This is a genomic window from Pseudomonas sp. BN411, from assembly GCF_029871235.1.
Lineage (GTDB): Bacteria > Pseudomonadota > Gammaproteobacteria > Pseudomonadales > Pseudomonadaceae > Metapseudomonas.
The window spans coordinates 172,356-189,085 of sequence record NZ_SSOM01000070.1 but is presented as its reverse complement, the minus strand read 5'-3'; the positions used below and the strand labels follow the sequence as shown (position 1 = coordinate 189,085).

The following is a 16,730-nucleotide window of genomic DNA, read 5'->3' as shown; positions in this document are numbered from 1 at the left end:
AAGCCCCGTACTCCGGGGCTTTTCCATTTTCAGCCGATGTTGGCTGACATTTTGCTTCGTCCTTACCGATGGGCGTCTCGACGCCAGAAATCTGTTGTGCGCATACCAGCGCGCCTGGCGAACAACACCCCTGGACGGCATTTTCCAGCATGGGGCGGATGGTTTTTTGACGGATGCGAAGCATGAAGGCTGAGGCACTCGGATTTTCAAGCAAGGCGGGAACCCTGGAGTCGTTGAAGGGGCGGCTGCATTCCGCCACCCTGCTACCCCAGGTGCGCATCCTCGTGGGGGACTGGCGCACGGACTCGGCTAGTTGCCTGGCGCGAGCCTTGGCCCAAGGCTGGCCGCTGATGGCCACCCGGAGCAGCAGCAGTCAGGAAGATGGCGAGTTTGCGTCCGCCGCCGGCCAGTACGATTCGCAGCTTAATGTCAGCGCGGCAGGTCTCGCGTCGGCCATCAATGCCGTGATCGATTCCATGGGCGGCGCATCCGCGCACCCCTCGGACGAAGTGTTCGTCCAACCGATGCTGGTGGACGTCGCACTCTCAGGCGTCGGCTTCAGCCTGGACCCCACCAGTGGCGCGCCCTATTTCGTCCTCAATTACGATGATGCCAGCGGAAGCACCGAAAGCGTGACCTCCGGACGCTCCAACGAGGTCCAGACCTTCTATGCACATCACGCCGCATCCGTAGTTCCAGAACCGCTGGGGAAGGTGATCCAGTTACTGCGGGAACTGCAGACGCTGTTCCAGACGCCAGCGATCGACATCGAATTCGCGCAGGAGGAGAGCGGTGAGCTCTACCTGCTGCAAGTGCGGCCGCTGATCATGCGTGCGGCGCCCGCCGATCCCGAAGCCCATGGGCGCATCGTCCGGCTGATTCATGACCGTATCGCCCAGGGTATTCGTCCGCAGCCCTTTCTCTGCGGCGAGCGCACCGTGTATGGCGTGATGCCGGACTGGAACCCGGCGGAGATCATCGGTGTACGTCCCAGACCGCTGGCGCTGTCGCTCTACCGCGAGCTGGTGACCGACATGATCTGGGCCTACCAGCGCAACAACTACGGTTACCGCAACCTGCGCAGTTTCCCGCTAATGCTGCACTTCCACGGTCTGCCGTACATAGATGTGCGGGTCAGCTTCAACTCCTTTGTCCCGCGCGATATCGACGGTCCGCTGGCCGACAAGCTAGTCAACTACTACATCGAAAGGCTGCTGGAAGCGCCGAACCTGCATGACAAGGTGGAGTTCGAGATCGTCTTCTCCTGCTACACGCTGGACCTGCCCAAGCGCCTCGCCAAGCTGCGGGATGCCGGCTTCAGTGAAGCCGAATGCAAGCGCCTGGCCGACAGCCTGAGAAACCTGACCAACAGGATCGTCCACAACGAGACGGGTCTCTGGCGGGCCGACCAGGAAAAACTGGACACCTTGCTGGCACGACGCGAGGAGATCCTTGGCGCCGACACCGACCCAGTCACCCGCATCTACTGGTTGTTGGAGGATTGCAGCCGCTACGGCACCCTGCCGTTCGCGGGCCTGGCTCGCGCCGGTTTCATTGCTGTGCAATTGCTGCGCTCCCTGGTGGAAGTAGGGGTGCTGAACAGCGAGGAGTACGACGCGTTCCTCAATGGCCTTAATACGGTCAGTGGCCAGATGACCCAGGACCTGGCTCAGCTGGACAGGACTACCTTCCTTGCCCGCTATGGCCACCTGCGCCCAGGCACCTATGACATCCTCTCGCCTCGCTACGACGAGACACCGGATCTGTATTTTGACTGGACACGTCCGCTGTCCGGCGAGGCCAAGCGAGGCACGCGTTTCGCGCTGTCCCTGGAACAGATGCGCCAGATCAGCAAGCTGCTCGCCGAGCACGGCCTGGCCCACGATGTGGTGGGTTTGTTCGATTTCCTCCAGGCCGGCATCGAGCTGCGCGAGTACGCGAAGTTCGTCTTCACCCGCAACCTCTCCGATGCGCTTTCCCTCTTCCGCGAATACGGCCACAGCCTGGGGTTCAGCGCCGAGGACATGTCCTTTGCCAGCATCCAGGTGATCAAGGAGTTGCATGCCGCGAGCGCCGATCCCGTGGATGCCATCGCATGTAGCATCAGGGAAGGACGCCGTCGTTTCGCCGAAACCTGCCAGGTGATACTGCCGCCCCTGATCACGCGGCCGGAAGATGCTTTCGCCTTCCACCTGCCGCAGAACGAGCCGAATTTCATCACCCATGCCCAGGTGACCGGAGCAGTGGTATCCCACGAAGGCCGCGATCAGTTGGAAGGCGCGATAGTCGCCATTCCCAGCGCCGACCCGGGCTTCGACTGGCTGTTCTCACACCGGATCGCGGGGTTCATCACCGCTTACGGCGGGGTCAATTCCCATATGGCAATTCGTGCCAATGAACTGGGTCTGCCCGCAGTAATCGGTGCCGGCGAGGTGCTTTATCGCAAGTGGGCCGCAGCCGAAGTACTGAAGGTCGACTGTGCCAACCGGCGCGTCGAGGTGCTGCGTTGAAGACCGTATTGCTGAGCCAGCGGGTCGACATTCTCGCGAGCCGCGGAGAGCGCCGCGATGCAGTGGACCAGCGCCTGGTGGTCTGGTTGGCCGAGTGCGGCTACCTGGCTGTGCCGGTGCCGAACCAGCCGGAACGCGTAGCTCTGTACTGGGACCGGTTGCGCCCCCATGGCGTGGTGCTGTCTGGCGGCAACGACCTGGCTTCCCTAGGCGGCGACGCCCCGGAACGCGACCGCACCGAACAGGAGTTACTGCGCCTGGCCCAGGTGTCGGGGCGGCCGCTATTCGCCCTGTGCCGAGGCATGCAACTACTGTTGGACAGCTTCGGCGTTCCCCTTGAACGCGTGGAAGGACACGTGGCCAGCCGCCACGACCTCTTGCTGGACGGCATACCGCACCAGGTAAATAGCTTCCACAGCTGGGCCGCGCGGGAAGTGAACGAACAGTTCGTGGTGCGGGCACGAAGCGCCGATGGAGTGGTGGAAGCTGTGCGGCATGCGCATTTGCCCCTGTACGGAGTTATGTGGCACCCCGAGCGGGAGGCCGAATTCAATGTGCTGGATCGCCAACTGCTGGTAGACAGCCTTGGCTGAACCGAGTGGAAAGAGATATGGGCCGACGGACTGCAGGGCATGTCCGAGCGGGCCGGATTCAAGACTGGAGATTTCATGACAGCTGCAATCATCCTGGCTGCCGGACGCGGCAGCCGAATGCGTGAACTGACCGCCGAGCAGCCCAAATGCTTCGCCCGCCTGCATGGCCGACGCCTGCTCGATTGGCAGTTGGGCGCCATCCGGGGTGCGGGTATCGATTCGGTCTCCATCGTGCGCGGCTATCTGCGCGAGGTCTTCGAAGAGACGGTGCACTATTTCGAGAATGCGGCGTGGTCGAGCAGCAACATGGTGCGCACTCTGCTGCAGGCCAGGGAGTGGCTGCAGCAGGAGGATTGCATCGTCAGCTACAGCGATATCGTCTACACCCCGGCCACGGTCTCCGCACTGATGAACACCGAGGGTGACCTGGCGATCGCATACGACCCGGCCTGGTTGCAGCTCTGGTCGCAACGCTTCGCCGACCCCCTGGCCGATGCCGAGAGCTTCCGCCTCAATGGCGAGGTGCTGGAAACCATTGGGGAACGTTGCGCGAGTGTGGATGAGATCCAGGGCCAGTACATGGGCTTGCTGAAGTTCACCCCCAGGGGGTGGCGAAAAGTGGCCGAGCTTCTCGAGGGCCACAGTGAGGCAGAGATTGACCGACTCGACATGACGAGCCTGTTGCGCAAGGGCTTGGCCGCCGGCTGGCGGATTCACCTTTGCCCGGTGGTCGGTCCCTGGGGGGAAGTGGATGAGCCGGGAGATCTGGCGCTTTACCACCGCATCATTCCTGCAGCGGACCTCGCCGAGGGAGCATCGCTGTGAGCCGCGTCGTCTGGATTACCGGGCTTTCCGGCGCCGGTAAATCAACGCTCGCGACGGCCGTGACCGAACGCCTGCGCGCCCAGGGCGATGCGGTGGTGATGCTGGATGGCGACCAGTTGCGCGAGGTTTTCGGTGCGGTGGCCAATTCGGCCGGTAACCATGGTCGGGAAGGCCGGCTTGCACTGGCAATGCAGTATGCGCATCTGTGCCAGGTCATCGCCCGCCAGGGACTGACGGTGGTGATCGCCACCATTTCGCTTTTCCGGGAGGTCCATGAATGGAACCGGGCCAACCTGCCGGGCTACTTCGAGGTGTACCTGCGGGTACCCCTGGACGAGCTGCGGCGGCGGGACCCCAAGGGTATCTACAAACGATTTGCCGCTGGCGAGATCAGCAACGTAGCGGGTCTCGACCTGGCCATCGACGAGCCGCTGGCTGCGGATTGGGTCGTGGAATTCGATCCCGCCCGTTCGCTCACTTGTTTGGTAGCGGAACTGCTTGATCAAATTCATTAATGCTTGAGGTGACGTACTGTGGGGACGAAAGAGATGAAGGCTGGCGATTTCACGGGGCTCGCCCAGGATTACTCGAAGAATCGCCCTGATTACTGCTCGTCGGTACTGCAGGCGGTGCTCGGTCTGCTGGACAAGTCAATTGGGAATATTGACTTCGTCGATGTCGGCGCGGGCACTGGCATCTGGACGAGGATGGTCAATGCTGCCGGAGTCCGGAGCACCACGGCGGTCGAGCCCAACGATGACATGCGCGGTTGCGGCATGTCTGACAGCGCGGCTTCGATTTCCTGGGTGAAGGGATCTGCCGAAGAGACCGGCCTTGCCGACGAGTGCTGCGACCTGGTTTCAATGGCGTCGTCCTTTCATTGGGCGGACTTCGATAAAGCCACCCGGGAGTTTTCCCGGATTCTCAGGAGCGGCGGCCGCTTCACAGCGTTATGGAATCCCAGGTTGATCGAGGTGAGCCCTGTACTGGTCGAGATCGAGTCTTACCTTGAGACGCTTCGGCCCAACATCAAGCGTGTATCCTCCGGCCGCTCGGGAATTACCGAGACCCTGAGCGAACAGCTCTGGGCGAGTCCCTATTTCGACGATGTGGTCTATGTCGAGGGACGCCATGTCGTGGAAATGTCTCCCGACCGCTACATGGGGGCCTGGCGCTCAGTGAACGATCTTCGCGTCCAATTGGGCGCCGAGAGGTTCGACGAGTTCTTGGCTTTTGTGGAGATGCGGATCAGTGGCCTGCCAGTGATCGAGGCGACTTACCTGACACGTGCCTGGTCCGCGAGAAAGATTGACTGAAAGGCGTGCGTTTCTCCGCATCCCGCGGATATGAATTAAATACTGGCCACGGCTGCGAGCTCTGGAGGCCCAAGGTTGCTTTGTATGATGCCAATTAATGACTTGGCCCGACATAACGGGCCCCTGGACGCTCAGCTACGATCGGCTATCGATCGCGTGCTGGGGCGCGGCTATTACATCCTGGGTCCGGAGAACCAGGCGTTCGAGAAAGAATTCGCCTCCTATCTGGGCATTGCCGGCGCTGTGGGCGTCGGTAATGGCACCGATGCCCTGACCCTGGCATTGCGGGCACTTGGCATCGGCTCGGGCGACCAGGTCATTACGGTCGCCAATGCCGGCATGTACGCCAGTACTGCTATTCGGGCCGTCGGGGCTGAGCCGCTCTACGTGGATATCGAGCCCGTGCATCTGCAGATGGATGTGGCGCAACTGGAGGCCACTATCTCGTCCTCCACGCGCGCTGTGATCCTCACTCACCTCTACGGTCGCATGGCGGATGTCGAGACGGTACGTGAGCTGACGCGGCGGCACGGTGTAGCGCTGATCGAGGATTGCGCCCAGGCCCATGGTGCGCGCCTGCATGGTCGTTGCGCCGGCTCCTGGGGCGATCTGGCGACCTTCAGCTTCTACCCCACCAAGAACCTCGGGGCTCTGGGAGATGGCGGCATGGTGGCCGGCCAGGACAAGTCATTGCTCGAGCGCGTGGCCAGGCTGCGCCAGTACGGCTGGACGGCGAAATACTGTGTCGAAGAGACCGGTGGGGCCAATAGTCGCCTCGACGAAATCCAGGCCGCCGTGCTGCGCGAGAAATTGCCGCTACTCGACGCCTGGAACGCGCGGCGCCGGGAGATCGTCCGGCGATATCGCGCCGGGCTCGCCCGGCTTGGCTGGCAACTGCCGGAGGAACCCGGCGAGGAAAGCGTCGCCCATCTGTTCGTCGTGCGTACGGCCGGACGTGAGGCGATTCGCCAGGTGCTCAAGGAGCAGGGCATAGGCACTGATGTGCATTACCCCATAGGCGACCACCAGCAGCCGGCCTATGCGATCGCGCAGACGCTACCGGTAACCGAGCGTGTCAGCCACGAACTGTTAACCCTGCCGTGCTTCCCGGAAATGCTCGACGAAGAGGTCGACCAGGTGATCAGGGCGTGTGAACTGGCAATGGGACAGGTGGCCTGAATGAATTACTTCGTACATCCGCAAGGCATCTGCGAAAGCCAGGACATCGGCGAGAACACCCGCATCTGGGCCTTTGCGCATATCCTGCCGGGTGCCCGCATCGGGGCGGAATGCAACATCTGTGACCACGTGTTCATCGAGAACGATGTGGTCCTCGGTGATCGAGTCACGGTCAAGTGCGGCGTGCAGCTGTGGGACGGCCTGCGCGTGGCCGATGATGTGTTCATCGGACCCAACGCCGCGTTCACCAATGACCGCTTCCCCCGCAGCAAGCAATATCCCGAGCAGTTCCTGCTGACGCGCATCGAACGCAATGCCTCGATTGGCGCCAACGCCACTCTTCTGCCGGGCATTACCATCGGCCAATCGGCCATGGTGGGGGCGGGGGCGGTGGTCACCCGTTCGGTACCTCCACACGCCATCGTCGTCGGCAATCCGGCGCGGATCGTGGGCTATGTCACCAACAGCGATACGCGGGCAAGCGCGGCGCCATCCGCCCAGCGTGCGGAATCCGGCGTGCCCTCTTCGGTTAAGGGCGTGGTGCTGAACGAATTCCCGGTGTTCCAGGATATGCGCGGCGCCCTGACCGTGGGCAACTTCCCGGCCGAGATTCCCTTCGTGCCCAAGCGCTACTTCATGGTCTTCGATGTGCCCAGCCGGGACGTCCGCGGCGAGCATGCACACAAGGTCTGCGAGCAGTTCCTCATCTGTGTCCATGGCAGCGTGCGGGTGGTGGCTGACGATGGCGTCAACCGGGAGGAGTTCCTCCTCGACAGCAACCGCAAGGGGCTGTACCTGCCGATCTGGACATGGGCCAGTCAATACGCCTACAGCCAGGATGCCGTGCTGATGGTATTCGCTTCCCACGACTACGACGCGGACGACTACATCCGTGACTATCAGGAGTTCATCTCGCTGACTACAGAGCGGAGTGCAAGCGCATGAGTCGCGATGTCATCTGTTATTGCCTGCATGTTTCCCATGTGCTCAACCTCGGACGTATTCCTGCACTACTGGCCGAAAAGGGCTGGCGGGTGCGCTGGCTGAACGCGTTTCCGGCCGAGTCCTTCCCCCTTGAAAGGGCTGCCGGTGTCGAGTACACCTTCAATATGTCCTTGGCCGAGCTCGGTGAACTGGAGTCGGATCTCTACCTGTCTCCCTATGTAGGCCAGAGCAGCCACTTCCCGGCCAGGGCCAAACGTGTGCATTTCCTCGTATCCCTCACCAGCCTGGAAGGGGTGTACGACGAGTCGATGTTCGACCATTACGACGCTATTGCCTGTGCCGGGCGCCATCAGGTCGAGGAGTTCGAGGCCCTTGGCCGTCGTCGAAACTGGCAGGGCAAGCAGCTCCTGCCAATGGGTTATCCGAAACTGGATGGACAGCGCCGGCAGCTCGCCGATTCGTCCCTGGCACCAGCCGAGGATGCGCTGACCGTGGTATTCGCTCCCACGCACGCCTACTACATCAATCAGGGCTACTCGGTGCTGCGCAATCATGGTGAGCAGATTGTCGAGGCCATGCTAGCCGACGGTATTCGCGTGGTGTTCCGCCCCCACGTGGAATCCTGGCGGGATCAGGATAAGCCGGTGGTGGAAGGCATAGTTGAACGCTTCGGCTGCACACCCGGCTTCACCGTGGATCGTTCGGGCAACTACTTTGACCAATACGCCCAGACGAACTTGATGCTGACCGATATCTCTGGCACCGGATTCACCTACGCCTTCACCTTCGGCCGCCCGGCACTGTTCTTCGCACCGGATGCCGAGCAGGAGCGCGGCAAGCGCGGAATCCAGTTCGAGCGTCGCGACAACATCGGCCTCGTAGTGCGCGGCATCGACGAGTTGGTGCCCCGGTTGCGCCTCGCGCAGCGGCACTTCCGTTTCCTCCATGGCCAGATCGCCCAATTCCGCGATTGGCTGATTTTCAATATCGGGGAAAGCGAAGCGAGTTTTGTCGAAATGGCCGAGACCCTGGTCGCCGGGCGACCCGCGACTGACAGGCGGAGGGCCTGACTGTGGGAAACACCATGTCCAATCATTCCCAGCCGGATATCACCGTTGCGGTGATGTCCTACAACAACGCCGCCTACATTGGCGAGACCGTCGAATCGGTCCTGGCGCAGACCGGAGTGTCGTTCGAACTGATCGTCCTGGATGACTGTTCGAGCGACGACAGCGTCAAGATCCTCGAGCGTTACAGTGGGGATCCGCGCTTCCGCTTCGAGGTGAACCCGCAGAACCTCGGCATGATGGGCAACTACAACCGCTGCCTGGAAATCGGTAGCGGGCGCTACGTTGTGGTCCTGGGTTCGGACGACCTGATTTACCCGGGCCACCTGGAGTCGCTTTTCTCGGCACTGGAGCTGCACCCCGAGGTCCCCCTGGCCTATACCCAGTGCAACTGGATCGACGAGAACGGCAAGCTGCTGCGTTACGCCGACCATCCCGGCCATGCGCCGCATTCCTACTTCGGCGGCCGGGACGAAGTGCTCGACCTACTCCGCCACGACAACTACATCACGCCCTCGGCCATCATGCTGCGGCGCAGCATCTTTGACCGGATCCGCCTCCCGGACGGTCATGTTCACTACATGGACATGGTCGCCGGCGACTGGGAGCTGTGGACGCGCATTGCCCGCTCCTTCCCGGATTTCGCTTTCCTGCGCCAGGCCACTGTGGGCTATCGCATCCACGGCGGCCAGGTTTCCCAGAGCTTCTACGCTTCGGAGAAACCGCTCGCCGAACATACGCGAATTCTGGAACTCAATCTGGCCGATGAAGCCGTTCGTACCAGGGCTGCAGCAGAGCCGGATGGCATCTGGCGACTCTACCAGTCGCGGCTCGATGCCTTTCCCCAGGCTATCACTGAGAAGTACCGCGAGCGCGCGAACGCCATTCGCGCCGCACTGCATCCCGGTGCCACGCTCAGGATGCGCCCCGATGTCCCGTTCTTCTCGGTTGTTCTGACCACTTACAACCGTCCGCAGTTGCTGGTTTTCGCCCTGCGCAGCCTGGCTGAACAGCGCTTCCGCGATTTCGAAGTCATCCTCGTGAACGACCACGGCGACCCCGTCGAGTCGGTCCTCGGCGAGTTCGACTTTCCCATCACCTATATCTACAAGGGGCGCAACGAGGGACTTTCCGCCGCTCGGAATACAGCGCTTAGCGTGGCGGAGGGGCGTTTCGTCACCTACCTCGACGACGATGACCTCTATCTGCCGGACCACCTGGCGCTGCTGGCGCAGACCTTTGAACTCCAGCCGCAGTGTGTGGCGTATACCGGAGTGGAGTACGTCAACGAGCGCTTGGAGGAAGGCAAGCGCGTCGAGCTTTCCCGAAGCGATCCGTTTGCCCATGAGGTGTTCGATCGAGAGCGGCTGTTCATCCAGAACTACATTCCGGTCAATACCTGGGCGCACCCGCGTGCTCTCCTCGCTGATGTCGGTGAGTTCGATACCGGCCTGACGGCGTTCGAGGACTGGGACATGCTGCTGCGTCTGGCCGCGCGCTATCCCTTCGTCCGGCTCCCGCAGGTCACTGCTGAAGTTCACCTGCGGGATGCACCCAACACCGGCAGCGACCACATGCTCGGCCGTGAGCAGAAGAATTTCGGCGGGCTTTACCAGGAGCTGTACCGCCGACACTCAGACCTCGGCAGCGACGCTGTTCGTCGTGGGCGTCACGAGATGCTGCAACGCTTCGGCATTGCCGGTGCGAGCACGACGCGTACGGCGAACCTGGCCGAATGGCTGCAGCGGCGTTCGCTGTCGACCACGCAGAAGCTGCTGGTCGAGGAACGCTTGCAAGATCAGGGCGGTGCTCCGGTGTACGGCATGCTGGTGCTCGACCTGTCAGGCGATTCTGCCAGCGTCGCGGCATCCCTCGCGACACTGGAAGGTCCGCACAATTCGTACGAGAGGATCCAGCCCGTACTGCTGACGGTTGACCTGGACGTGGCGCCTGACTTCAAGGGTCAGATCGTCAAGGTGACGGCCGAAGACTGGATCGGCACCGTCAACAGTCTGGTCGCCGAGTCGTCCTTCGACTGGCTTGCGCTGATCACTGCCGGTGACGAGCTGACGGCCAACGGTCTGCTGATCGCCAGCCTTGAACTGCTTACGGCACCGGAATGCCGGGCGATCTATTGCGACAGCCTGTATCGCCAGCCGGACGGTAGCCTCGGCGCAGCCTTCCTGCCCGCGTTCAACCTCGATTACCTGCTGAGCTTCCCAGCCGGTATGGGACGCAATTGGCTGTTCCGTCGCGATGTACTGCTACAGGCCGGCGGCTTCGACGCGCGGTATTCGCAGGCGCCGGAGTTCGAACTGGTCCTGCGTCTGATCACCCAGGGGGGGCTGGCGGGGTTGGGGCAGGTTGCCGAGCCCCTGCTGATCACTGACCCACCCCGGGTCGTCGATGTAGAAGACGAGAAGCGGGCGATCGTCGAGCACCTGCTGGCGCGAGGCTATGAGCAGCCGGAGGTCCGGTCGGACATGCCGGGACACTACCGTGTGCGTTACGGACATCCGCAGCAACCCCTTGTTTCGTTGCTGATCCTGGCGGGCGATCAACTGCCCCGTCTGCAACGCTGCGTCGAAAGCCTGCTGGAAACTACTGGCTACCCTCGCTACGAGCTTTTGCTGATCGAGCGTGATGACACCACGCCTGAGGTCCGCGAGTGGCTGCATGCCCTCGAGGGGCTGGGCGAGGAGCGGGTGAGGACGATCCGACCCGGCGCTGCGAAGGCCTCCGTATCCGCAGCGCTCAATGCTGCAGCGTCCCGCGCCCGGGGCGATTACCTACTCCTGCTCTCGCCGGACACTGCCGTGATTGACCGCGAGTGGCTGGACGAGTTGCTCAACCATGCCCAGCGTCCCGAAGTGGGCGTAGTGGGCGGCAAGCTGCTGGGCCGGGATGGCAAGGTCCAGCATGCCGGCCTGATACTCGGCCTGGAGGGGCCGGTGGGTCGGCCGTTCGTAGGTCAGGCTGTGGATGCCCCGGGCTATATGCAGCGGCTGCAGGTCGACCAGGACTACAGCGCGGTGAGTCTCGACTGCCTGATGATTCCCCGCGACCTCCACGAGGCGCTGGGTGGGCTGGCCGAGGATGTGCCGGAGCGCTATCTCGACGCTGACCTTTGCCTGCGGGCCAGGCAGGCGGGCTACCTCACCGTCTGGGCTGCCCATGCGAAGCTGATGCTCGACGGGGAGGCCCCCAGTGTTGCTTCGGCGGAGGAGAACGACGCGCTTTACGAGAAATGGCTGCCCGTGCTGGCACGAGACCCAGCTTACAACCCGAACTTCTCCCTGGCGCAGCCTGGCGGCTTCAAACTGGCCGACACCGCGTTGTCCTGGCGCCCGCTTTCCTCCTGGAAGCCTCTGCCCACCGTGCTGGCCCACCCGGCGGACCAGTTCGGCTGTGGTCATTACCGTGTCATGCAGCCCTTCGCCGCCCTGCAGCAGGCCGGGATGGTCGATGGTGCGCTGTCGATGGGGCTGATGCACGTGACCGATCTGGAGCGCTACGCGCCGGACACCATCGTCCTGCAGAGGCAGATTGGTGATGAGCGCCTGGAAGCCATGCGCCGGATGAAGGCTTTCTCCGGAGCCTTCAAGGTGTACGAGCTGGACGATTACCTGCTGAACCTGCCGATGAAGAGCGCGCACCGCCAGCACATGCCCAAGGACATTCTCAAGTCCCTGCGGCGCGGCCTCGGGTTCGTCGACCGGTTCGTGGTGTCCACGCAACCGCTCGCCGAGGCCTTCGCCGGCATGCATGACGACATCCTGGTGGTCGAGAACCGCCTGCCGGTTGGCTGGTGGCAGGGGCTCCAGGGCCAGCGTCGTGCTTCTGCCAAGCCGCGAGTGGGTTGGGCGGGCGGCTCGAGCCATACCGGCGACCTGGAGCTGATCGAGGACGTCGTCAAGGAATTGGCCAACGAGGTGGAGTGGGTCTTCTTCGGCATGTGCCCGGAGTCGATGCGCCCCTACGTCCACGAGTTCCACCCTGGCGTGGCCATCGAGCAGTATCCGGCGGCGCTCGCCCGGTTGAACCTGGATCTGGCCCTGGCGCCGGTGGAGGAGAACCTGTTCAACGAGTGCAAGAGCAACCTGCGTTTGCTGGAGTACGGCGCCTGCGGCTTCCCGGTGATCTGCAGCGATATCCGTTGCTATCAGGGCGACCTGCCGGTGACCCGTGTGAAGAACCGCTTCAAGGATTGGGTGGAGGCGATCCGCATGCACCTGGCCGACCTGGATGCCACCGCCCGCATGGGTGACGAGCTCCAGGCCGTGGTTCGTCGGGACTGGATGCTGGAAGGCCGTAACCTCGAGCTCTGGCTCAAGGGCTGGACGCCCGGTTCGCACTGACGCTGAAGTCGAAGCCAACAAGGCCCCGCACATGCGGGGCCTTGTCGTTTCGGGACCGGGGGCAGGGCACCCTGCCGGATCGGTCAGCATCCTGCCCTCAAGTTTTCGGGATGCCGGTCGAAAAGCTGACTGGATGGCGGACGTTGGCGTGGCAAGCCCCGGGTAAGAAATTTTTTTGAATGCCCCTAAAGCTTCCTCCGACACCGCCGATACGAAGTACGAATGCGAACTTTATGGGTGCCTGGGCGATGCCCGCCCAAGGTCGCAAGCTCAGGCAAACACGCAGTCCTCGGAGGACACCACCATGGCTTTGACCGTCAACACGAACATTGCTTCTCTCAATACCCAGCGCAACCTGAACACCTCCTCCCGTGCGCTGGACACTTCCCTGCAACGTCTGTCCACCGGTTCCCGCATCAACAGCGCCAAGGACGACGCCGCCGGCCTGCAGATCGCCAACCGCCTGAGCAGCCAGATCAACGGCCTCGGCGTTGCGGTGAAGAACTCCAACGACGGTATCTCCATGGCGCAGACCGCTGAAGGCGCTCTGCAGCAGTCCACCAGCATCCTGCAGCGTATGCGTGACCTGTCTCTGCAGTCGGCCAACGGTTCCAACAGCGCCGACGAACGCAAGGCGCTGAACGACGAAGTGACTGAGTTGAAGAAGGAGTTGGACCGTATCGCCAACACCACTACCTTCGGTGGTAAGAAGCTGCTGGACGGCAGTTTCGGTACCACAACCTTCCAGGTGGGTAGCGCTGCTAACGAAACAATCAGCGTCAAGATCGACGAAATGAGCACGAAAGCGCTCGATGCAACCTATACCAGCGGCGTTATTACGCTGGCCAACGCTGCTAGCGGTACTGCCGCCACCTTTACCAACGGTGTTGCGAGCACTTCTGGCACCGTGGCCATTACCGTGAATGGCGACGGCTGGTCCGGCCCTCGTACATACACCGCGAAAATCGAAGTGGGTGACTCCGATACCGCTGCCACCGAGAAGCTCGCAACGCTGATCAATGATGCCAACATTGGTGTTAGCGCCTTCGAAACTACTGCTTCTGGCTCTTTGAACCTGGTATCCACCAATAGCTTCGCTAGCGCCAGTGGCAGTGTTACCAGCACTAGCGTGTTCCTGGGCGCTGGCAGTGCCGGCACAATCGTTCCGACCGCGAGCGGCACCGTGACCACTGATATCCAAAGCGTTGATATTTCCACTGTTGAAGGTTCTCAGAAGGCAATCATCGCCATTGACCAGGCTATCCAGTCCATTGACTCCCAGCGTGCGGATTTGGGTGCCGTGCAGAACCGCTTCGAGAACACCATCTCGAACCTGCAGAACATCGGTGAGAACGTGTCGGCCGCTCGCGGTCGTATCCAGGACACCGACTTCGCCGCGGAAACGGCTAACCTGACCAAGAACCAGATCCTGCAACAGGCAGGTACCTCGATCCTGGCCCAGGCCAACCAGTTGCCGCAGGCGGTCCTCAGCCTCCTGGGCTAAGGCCCGGACGAGGTAAGGCGGTGAACGCGGGGGGAAGTGCTTGGCGCTTCTCCCCTTCTTGCCATTTGTGAGGTGAGCACCATGGATATCGGAATAGTCAACCTGACGAGCAAGGGCATGAGCACGACGCCCGTCGGCAACGGCCAGGTCCGCGGTCCGGTGGCCAAGGAAGACCTTGAGAAGGACGTTGCACAGGCGCAGCAGAAATCCGATGAAGCCGAAGAGCGCGAGCCGGTGCAGGCGGCGGCTTCGAGCATTCAGGAGTTCGTCCAGAGCATTCGTCGCAACCTTAATTTCGATGTGGACGACAGCAGTGGCCGAGTTGTGGTCCAAGTGACCGATTCGGAGTCAGGTGAGGTTATTCGCCAGATTCCCTCGGAAGACGCGCTGAAGCTGGCGGAGAGCCTGTCTGAAATGCGTAGTCTGCTGTTCAAGGCAGAAGCTTGACGGGGACCTGGCACTGGAGTGCGAGGTGGCACGTTTCTTGACTGCTTTCAGTTCCATTGACGAAGGCGTCAGAAGAATGGCGAGGTAATGGAAAATGGCTGGTATCACCGGACTCGGCACGAACATGAACATCGACGGGATCGTCAAGGCCCTGGTCGATGCCGAGAAAGCCCCCAAGGAATCTCAACTGAACCGCTTGGAGAAAAGCGCTACGTCGAGGTTCTCCGCCGTCGGCCAGCTCATGGGCGCCATCAGCGAGTTCCAGACGGCACTGAAGGACCTGAACTCCGCCGATCTGTTCTCCAAGCGAACGGCGAAATCCAGCAATTCCGACCTGGCCACTGTCACCGCTACCAACACCGCAAGTGCCGGTAAATACCAGGTCACGGTGGAGAAGCTAGCCAGTGCAAGCAAGGTGGGCACCGCCAGCTTCGCCAAGGACGCCACTGCAGCCGCAGCCGGAACGCTGACCGTCAAGCTGGGTCCCGATGACCGTGGCGTAGACGTGCAAGTGGCTGCTGGCGCCACGCTCTCCGAGATACGCGACAGCCTGAACCAGGCACTCAAGGACAAGGGCGTTAGTGCCAACATCGTGAGCAACCCAGCCGATGGCAGTTCCCGCCTGGTGCTCAGCTCCAACACCACGGGGGCAGGCAAGGATATCTACGTCCAGGCTTCGGCCGGCCTTGAAGCGTTCCGCATAGGCAACTTCGCCGACAACGATCCGACCTCCAGCCCCACCGGCAACCTGGCGGCCATGGACACCGCTGATGCCGGCAGCAGTGGCTATATCAACCTGGCTGAGGATGCGGAGTTTACCGTCGATGGACTGACCTTGCGCAGCTCCAGCAACACGGTCTCCAATGCGATTTCCGACGTCACCCTCAACCTGGTGGGCGCGGAACCCGGCAAGAAGTTCACAGTGACGGTGGAGCAGGACACCGCGACCGTAAAATCCAACATCAAGAAGTTCGTCGACGCCTACAACAAGATGATCGGCGTGACCAAGAGCCTGACCTCCGTGACCCCGGCGGGGGAGGGCAATGCTCCGGTGAGCGGTGCCCTGTTGGGGGACTCCTCGGTGCGTTCTCTGCTGTCCACCGTGCGTAACGAACTGGTCAAGCCGTCCGGCAATGCAGGCGGTATCTCCATACTCTCCGACCTGGGTATCACCACCCAGAAAGACGGAACGCTGAAGATCGAGGACAGCAAACTCGACAAGGCGCTCAGCACCCAGTACGAGGCTGTCGCAGGTTTCTTCACTGGCGACAAAGGCCTCACGTCCCGCCTGAATGCCAAGCTCGATCCCTATACCGAGTCGGGTGGCATTCTCTCTGAGCGCCAGTCTGGCCTTCAGGAAACCCTGAATTCGGTCAAAGACCAGCGTACGCAGCTTGCGCTGCGCATGGAGAAGGTTCAGACGCGCCTGTATGCCCAATACAACGCCATGGACTCCCTGGTCGCCAATCTGAAGCAGACCAGCGACCGGATGAGCCAGGCCCTTTCCAATCTTCCCGGTGTAGTCAAGAAGAGCTAAGCAATGGCCAATCCAATCGATACCTACAAGCAGGTCAAGACCAGCCAGGAAGTCAGCCCCTACCGCGCGGTGCAATTGCTGCTCGATGGTGCCCTGGAGCGCCTGTCGCTCGCCCGTCATGGCCTGGAAACCGGCAACCCGGAAGTGCGCGGCCTGGCTGTGGGTTCGACCCTCAGCATCATCGGCGTGCTCCAGGCGAGCCTGGACAAGCAGCTCGGTGGTGAGATCGCCGAGAACCTCGATGCCCTCTACGACTACATGACCCGCCGGCTGTCCCGGGTTGCCCTGGACAACTCGCCGCGTCCCATCGATGAGGTCGAGGCCCTGCTGCTGGATATCAAGCAGGCGTGGGACAGCATCGGTCCCGAAGTGGACGCTCCGGCCGCCGCGGAAATTTCCTGATTTCCGCAAAGGTGCGGCCTAAAGCTCTCGCTGTCGCTGCCGATACC

General features: G+C 62.0%; 13 protein-coding genes. All 13 read left to right on the top strand.

The features are described from left to right. Positions 1–182 precede the first annotated feature (182 nt). The 13 genes from E8F06_RS17205 to fliS all read left to right on the top strand — a co-directional run bounded on the left by E8F06_RS17205 (position 183) and on the right by fliS (position 16,683). Positions 183–2,510 carry a PEP-utilizing enzyme gene (locus E8F06_RS17205; RefSeq protein ID WP_280369449.1) on the top strand — a complete coding sequence of 776 codons (2,328 nt, stop codon included), beginning with the start codon at positions 183–185 and terminating at the stop codon, positions 2,508–2,510. Further along, positions 2,507–3,103, top strand: a complete 597-nt coding sequence (locus tag E8F06_RS17200) for a gamma-glutamyl-gamma-aminobutyrate hydrolase family protein (protein ID WP_280369447.1) — start codon at positions 2,507–2,509, stop codon at positions 3,101–3,103. The genes E8F06_RS17205 and E8F06_RS17200 overlap by 4 nt, the downstream gene beginning before the upstream one ends. Before the next feature lie 75 nt (positions 3,104–3,178). Next, positions 3,179–3,928, top strand: coding sequence for a phosphocholine cytidylyltransferase family protein (locus E8F06_RS17195; RefSeq protein ID WP_280369445.1), 750 nt, complete (start codon positions 3,179–3,181; stop codon positions 3,926–3,928). Beyond that, positions 3,925–4,443, top strand: coding sequence for an adenylyl-sulfate kinase (locus E8F06_RS17190; protein ID WP_280369443.1), 519 nt, complete (start codon positions 3,925–3,927; stop codon positions 4,441–4,443). The genes E8F06_RS17195 and E8F06_RS17190 overlap by 4 nt, the downstream gene beginning before the upstream one ends. A 33-nt stretch (positions 4,444–4,476) precedes the next feature. Continuing rightward, complete coding sequence (locus E8F06_RS17185; RefSeq protein WP_280369441.1) at positions 4,477–5,244, top strand: class I SAM-dependent methyltransferase; 768 nt, start codon at positions 4,477–4,479, stop codon at positions 5,242–5,244. Positions 5,245–5,328: 84 nt separating this feature from the next. Continuing rightward, complete coding sequence (locus tag E8F06_RS17180) at positions 5,329–6,423, top strand: DegT/DnrJ/EryC1/StrS family aminotransferase (RefSeq protein WP_280369439.1); 1,095 nt, start codon at positions 5,329–5,331, stop codon at positions 6,421–6,423. After that, positions 6,424–7,368 (top strand): WxcM-like domain-containing protein, encoded by a 945-nt coding sequence (locus E8F06_RS17175; RefSeq protein ID WP_280369438.1) that lies wholly within the window; start codon positions 6,424–6,426, stop codon positions 7,366–7,368. Beyond that, positions 7,365–8,438 carry a CDP-glycerol glycerophosphotransferase family protein gene (locus tag E8F06_RS17170; RefSeq protein ID WP_280369436.1) on the top strand — a complete coding sequence of 358 codons (1,074 nt, stop codon included), beginning with the start codon at positions 7,365–7,367 and terminating at the stop codon, positions 8,436–8,438. The genes E8F06_RS17175 and E8F06_RS17170 overlap by 4 nt, the downstream gene beginning before the upstream one ends. Before the next feature lie 14 nt (positions 8,439–8,452). Then, complete coding sequence (locus tag E8F06_RS17165) at positions 8,453–12,793, top strand: glycosyltransferase (protein WP_280369434.1); 4,341 nt, start codon at positions 8,453–8,455, stop codon at positions 12,791–12,793. 304 nt (positions 12,794–13,097) lie between these two features. Then, a complete protein-coding gene (locus E8F06_RS17160) occupies positions 13,098–14,297 on the top strand; it encodes a flagellin (protein WP_280369432.1) in 1,200 nt (399 codons plus the stop codon). 81 nt (positions 14,298–14,378) lie between these two features. Further along, on the top strand, positions 14,379–14,744 hold the full coding sequence (locus E8F06_RS17155; RefSeq protein WP_280369431.1) for a flagellar protein FlaG: 366 nt from the start codon (positions 14,379–14,381) through the stop codon (positions 14,742–14,744). A gap of 94 nt (positions 14,745–14,838) precedes the next feature. Next, positions 14,839–16,281: a flagellar filament capping protein FliD gene (gene fliD, locus E8F06_RS17150; RefSeq protein ID WP_280369429.1), complete on the top strand. Its 1,443-nt coding sequence runs from the start codon at positions 14,839–14,841 to the stop codon at positions 16,279–16,281. Between the two features lie 3 nt (positions 16,282–16,284). Continuing rightward, positions 16,285–16,683: a flagellar export chaperone FliS gene (gene fliS, locus E8F06_RS17145; RefSeq protein WP_280369427.1), complete on the top strand. Its 399-nt coding sequence runs from the start codon at positions 16,285–16,287 to the stop codon at positions 16,681–16,683. Positions 16,684–16,730: the final 47 nt, after the last annotated feature.

What these genes read in the sequence shown, in the direction of transcription:
- E8F06_RS17195 (WP_280369445.1), top strand. Translation starts at nt 3,179, where the DNA reads ATGACAGCTGCAATCATCCTGGCTGCCGGACGCGGCAGCCGAATGCGT.
- E8F06_RS17170 (WP_280369436.1), top strand. Translation starts at nt 7,365, where the DNA reads ATGAGTCGCGATGTCATCTGTTATTGCCTGCATGTTTCCCATGTGCTC.
- E8F06_RS17175 (WP_280369438.1), top strand. Translation starts at nt 6,424, where the DNA reads ATGAATTACTTCGTACATCCGCAAGGCATCTGCGAAAGCCAGGACATC.
- E8F06_RS17155 (WP_280369431.1), top strand. Translation starts at nt 14,379, where the DNA reads ATGGATATCGGAATAGTCAACCTGACGAGCAAGGGCATGAGCACGACG.
- E8F06_RS17185 (WP_280369441.1), top strand. Translation starts at nt 4,477, where the DNA reads ATGAAGGCTGGCGATTTCACGGGGCTCGCCCAGGATTACTCGAAGAAT.
- E8F06_RS17165 (WP_280369434.1), top strand. Translation starts at nt 8,453, where the DNA reads ATGTCCAATCATTCCCAGCCGGATATCACCGTTGCGGTGATGTCCTAC.
- E8F06_RS17160 (WP_280369432.1), top strand. Translation starts at nt 13,098, where the DNA reads ATGGCTTTGACCGTCAACACGAACATTGCTTCTCTCAATACCCAGCGC.
- E8F06_RS17205 (WP_280369449.1), top strand. Translation starts at nt 183, where the DNA reads ATGAAGGCTGAGGCACTCGGATTTTCAAGCAAGGCGGGAACCCTGGAG.
- fliD (WP_280369429.1), top strand. Translation starts at nt 14,839, where the DNA reads ATGGCTGGTATCACCGGACTCGGCACGAACATGAACATCGACGGGATC.
- fliS (WP_280369427.1), top strand. Translation starts at nt 16,285, where the DNA reads ATGGCCAATCCAATCGATACCTACAAGCAGGTCAAGACCAGCCAGGAA.
- E8F06_RS17180 (WP_280369439.1), top strand. Translation starts at nt 5,329, where the DNA reads ATGATGCCAATTAATGACTTGGCCCGACATAACGGGCCCCTGGACGCT.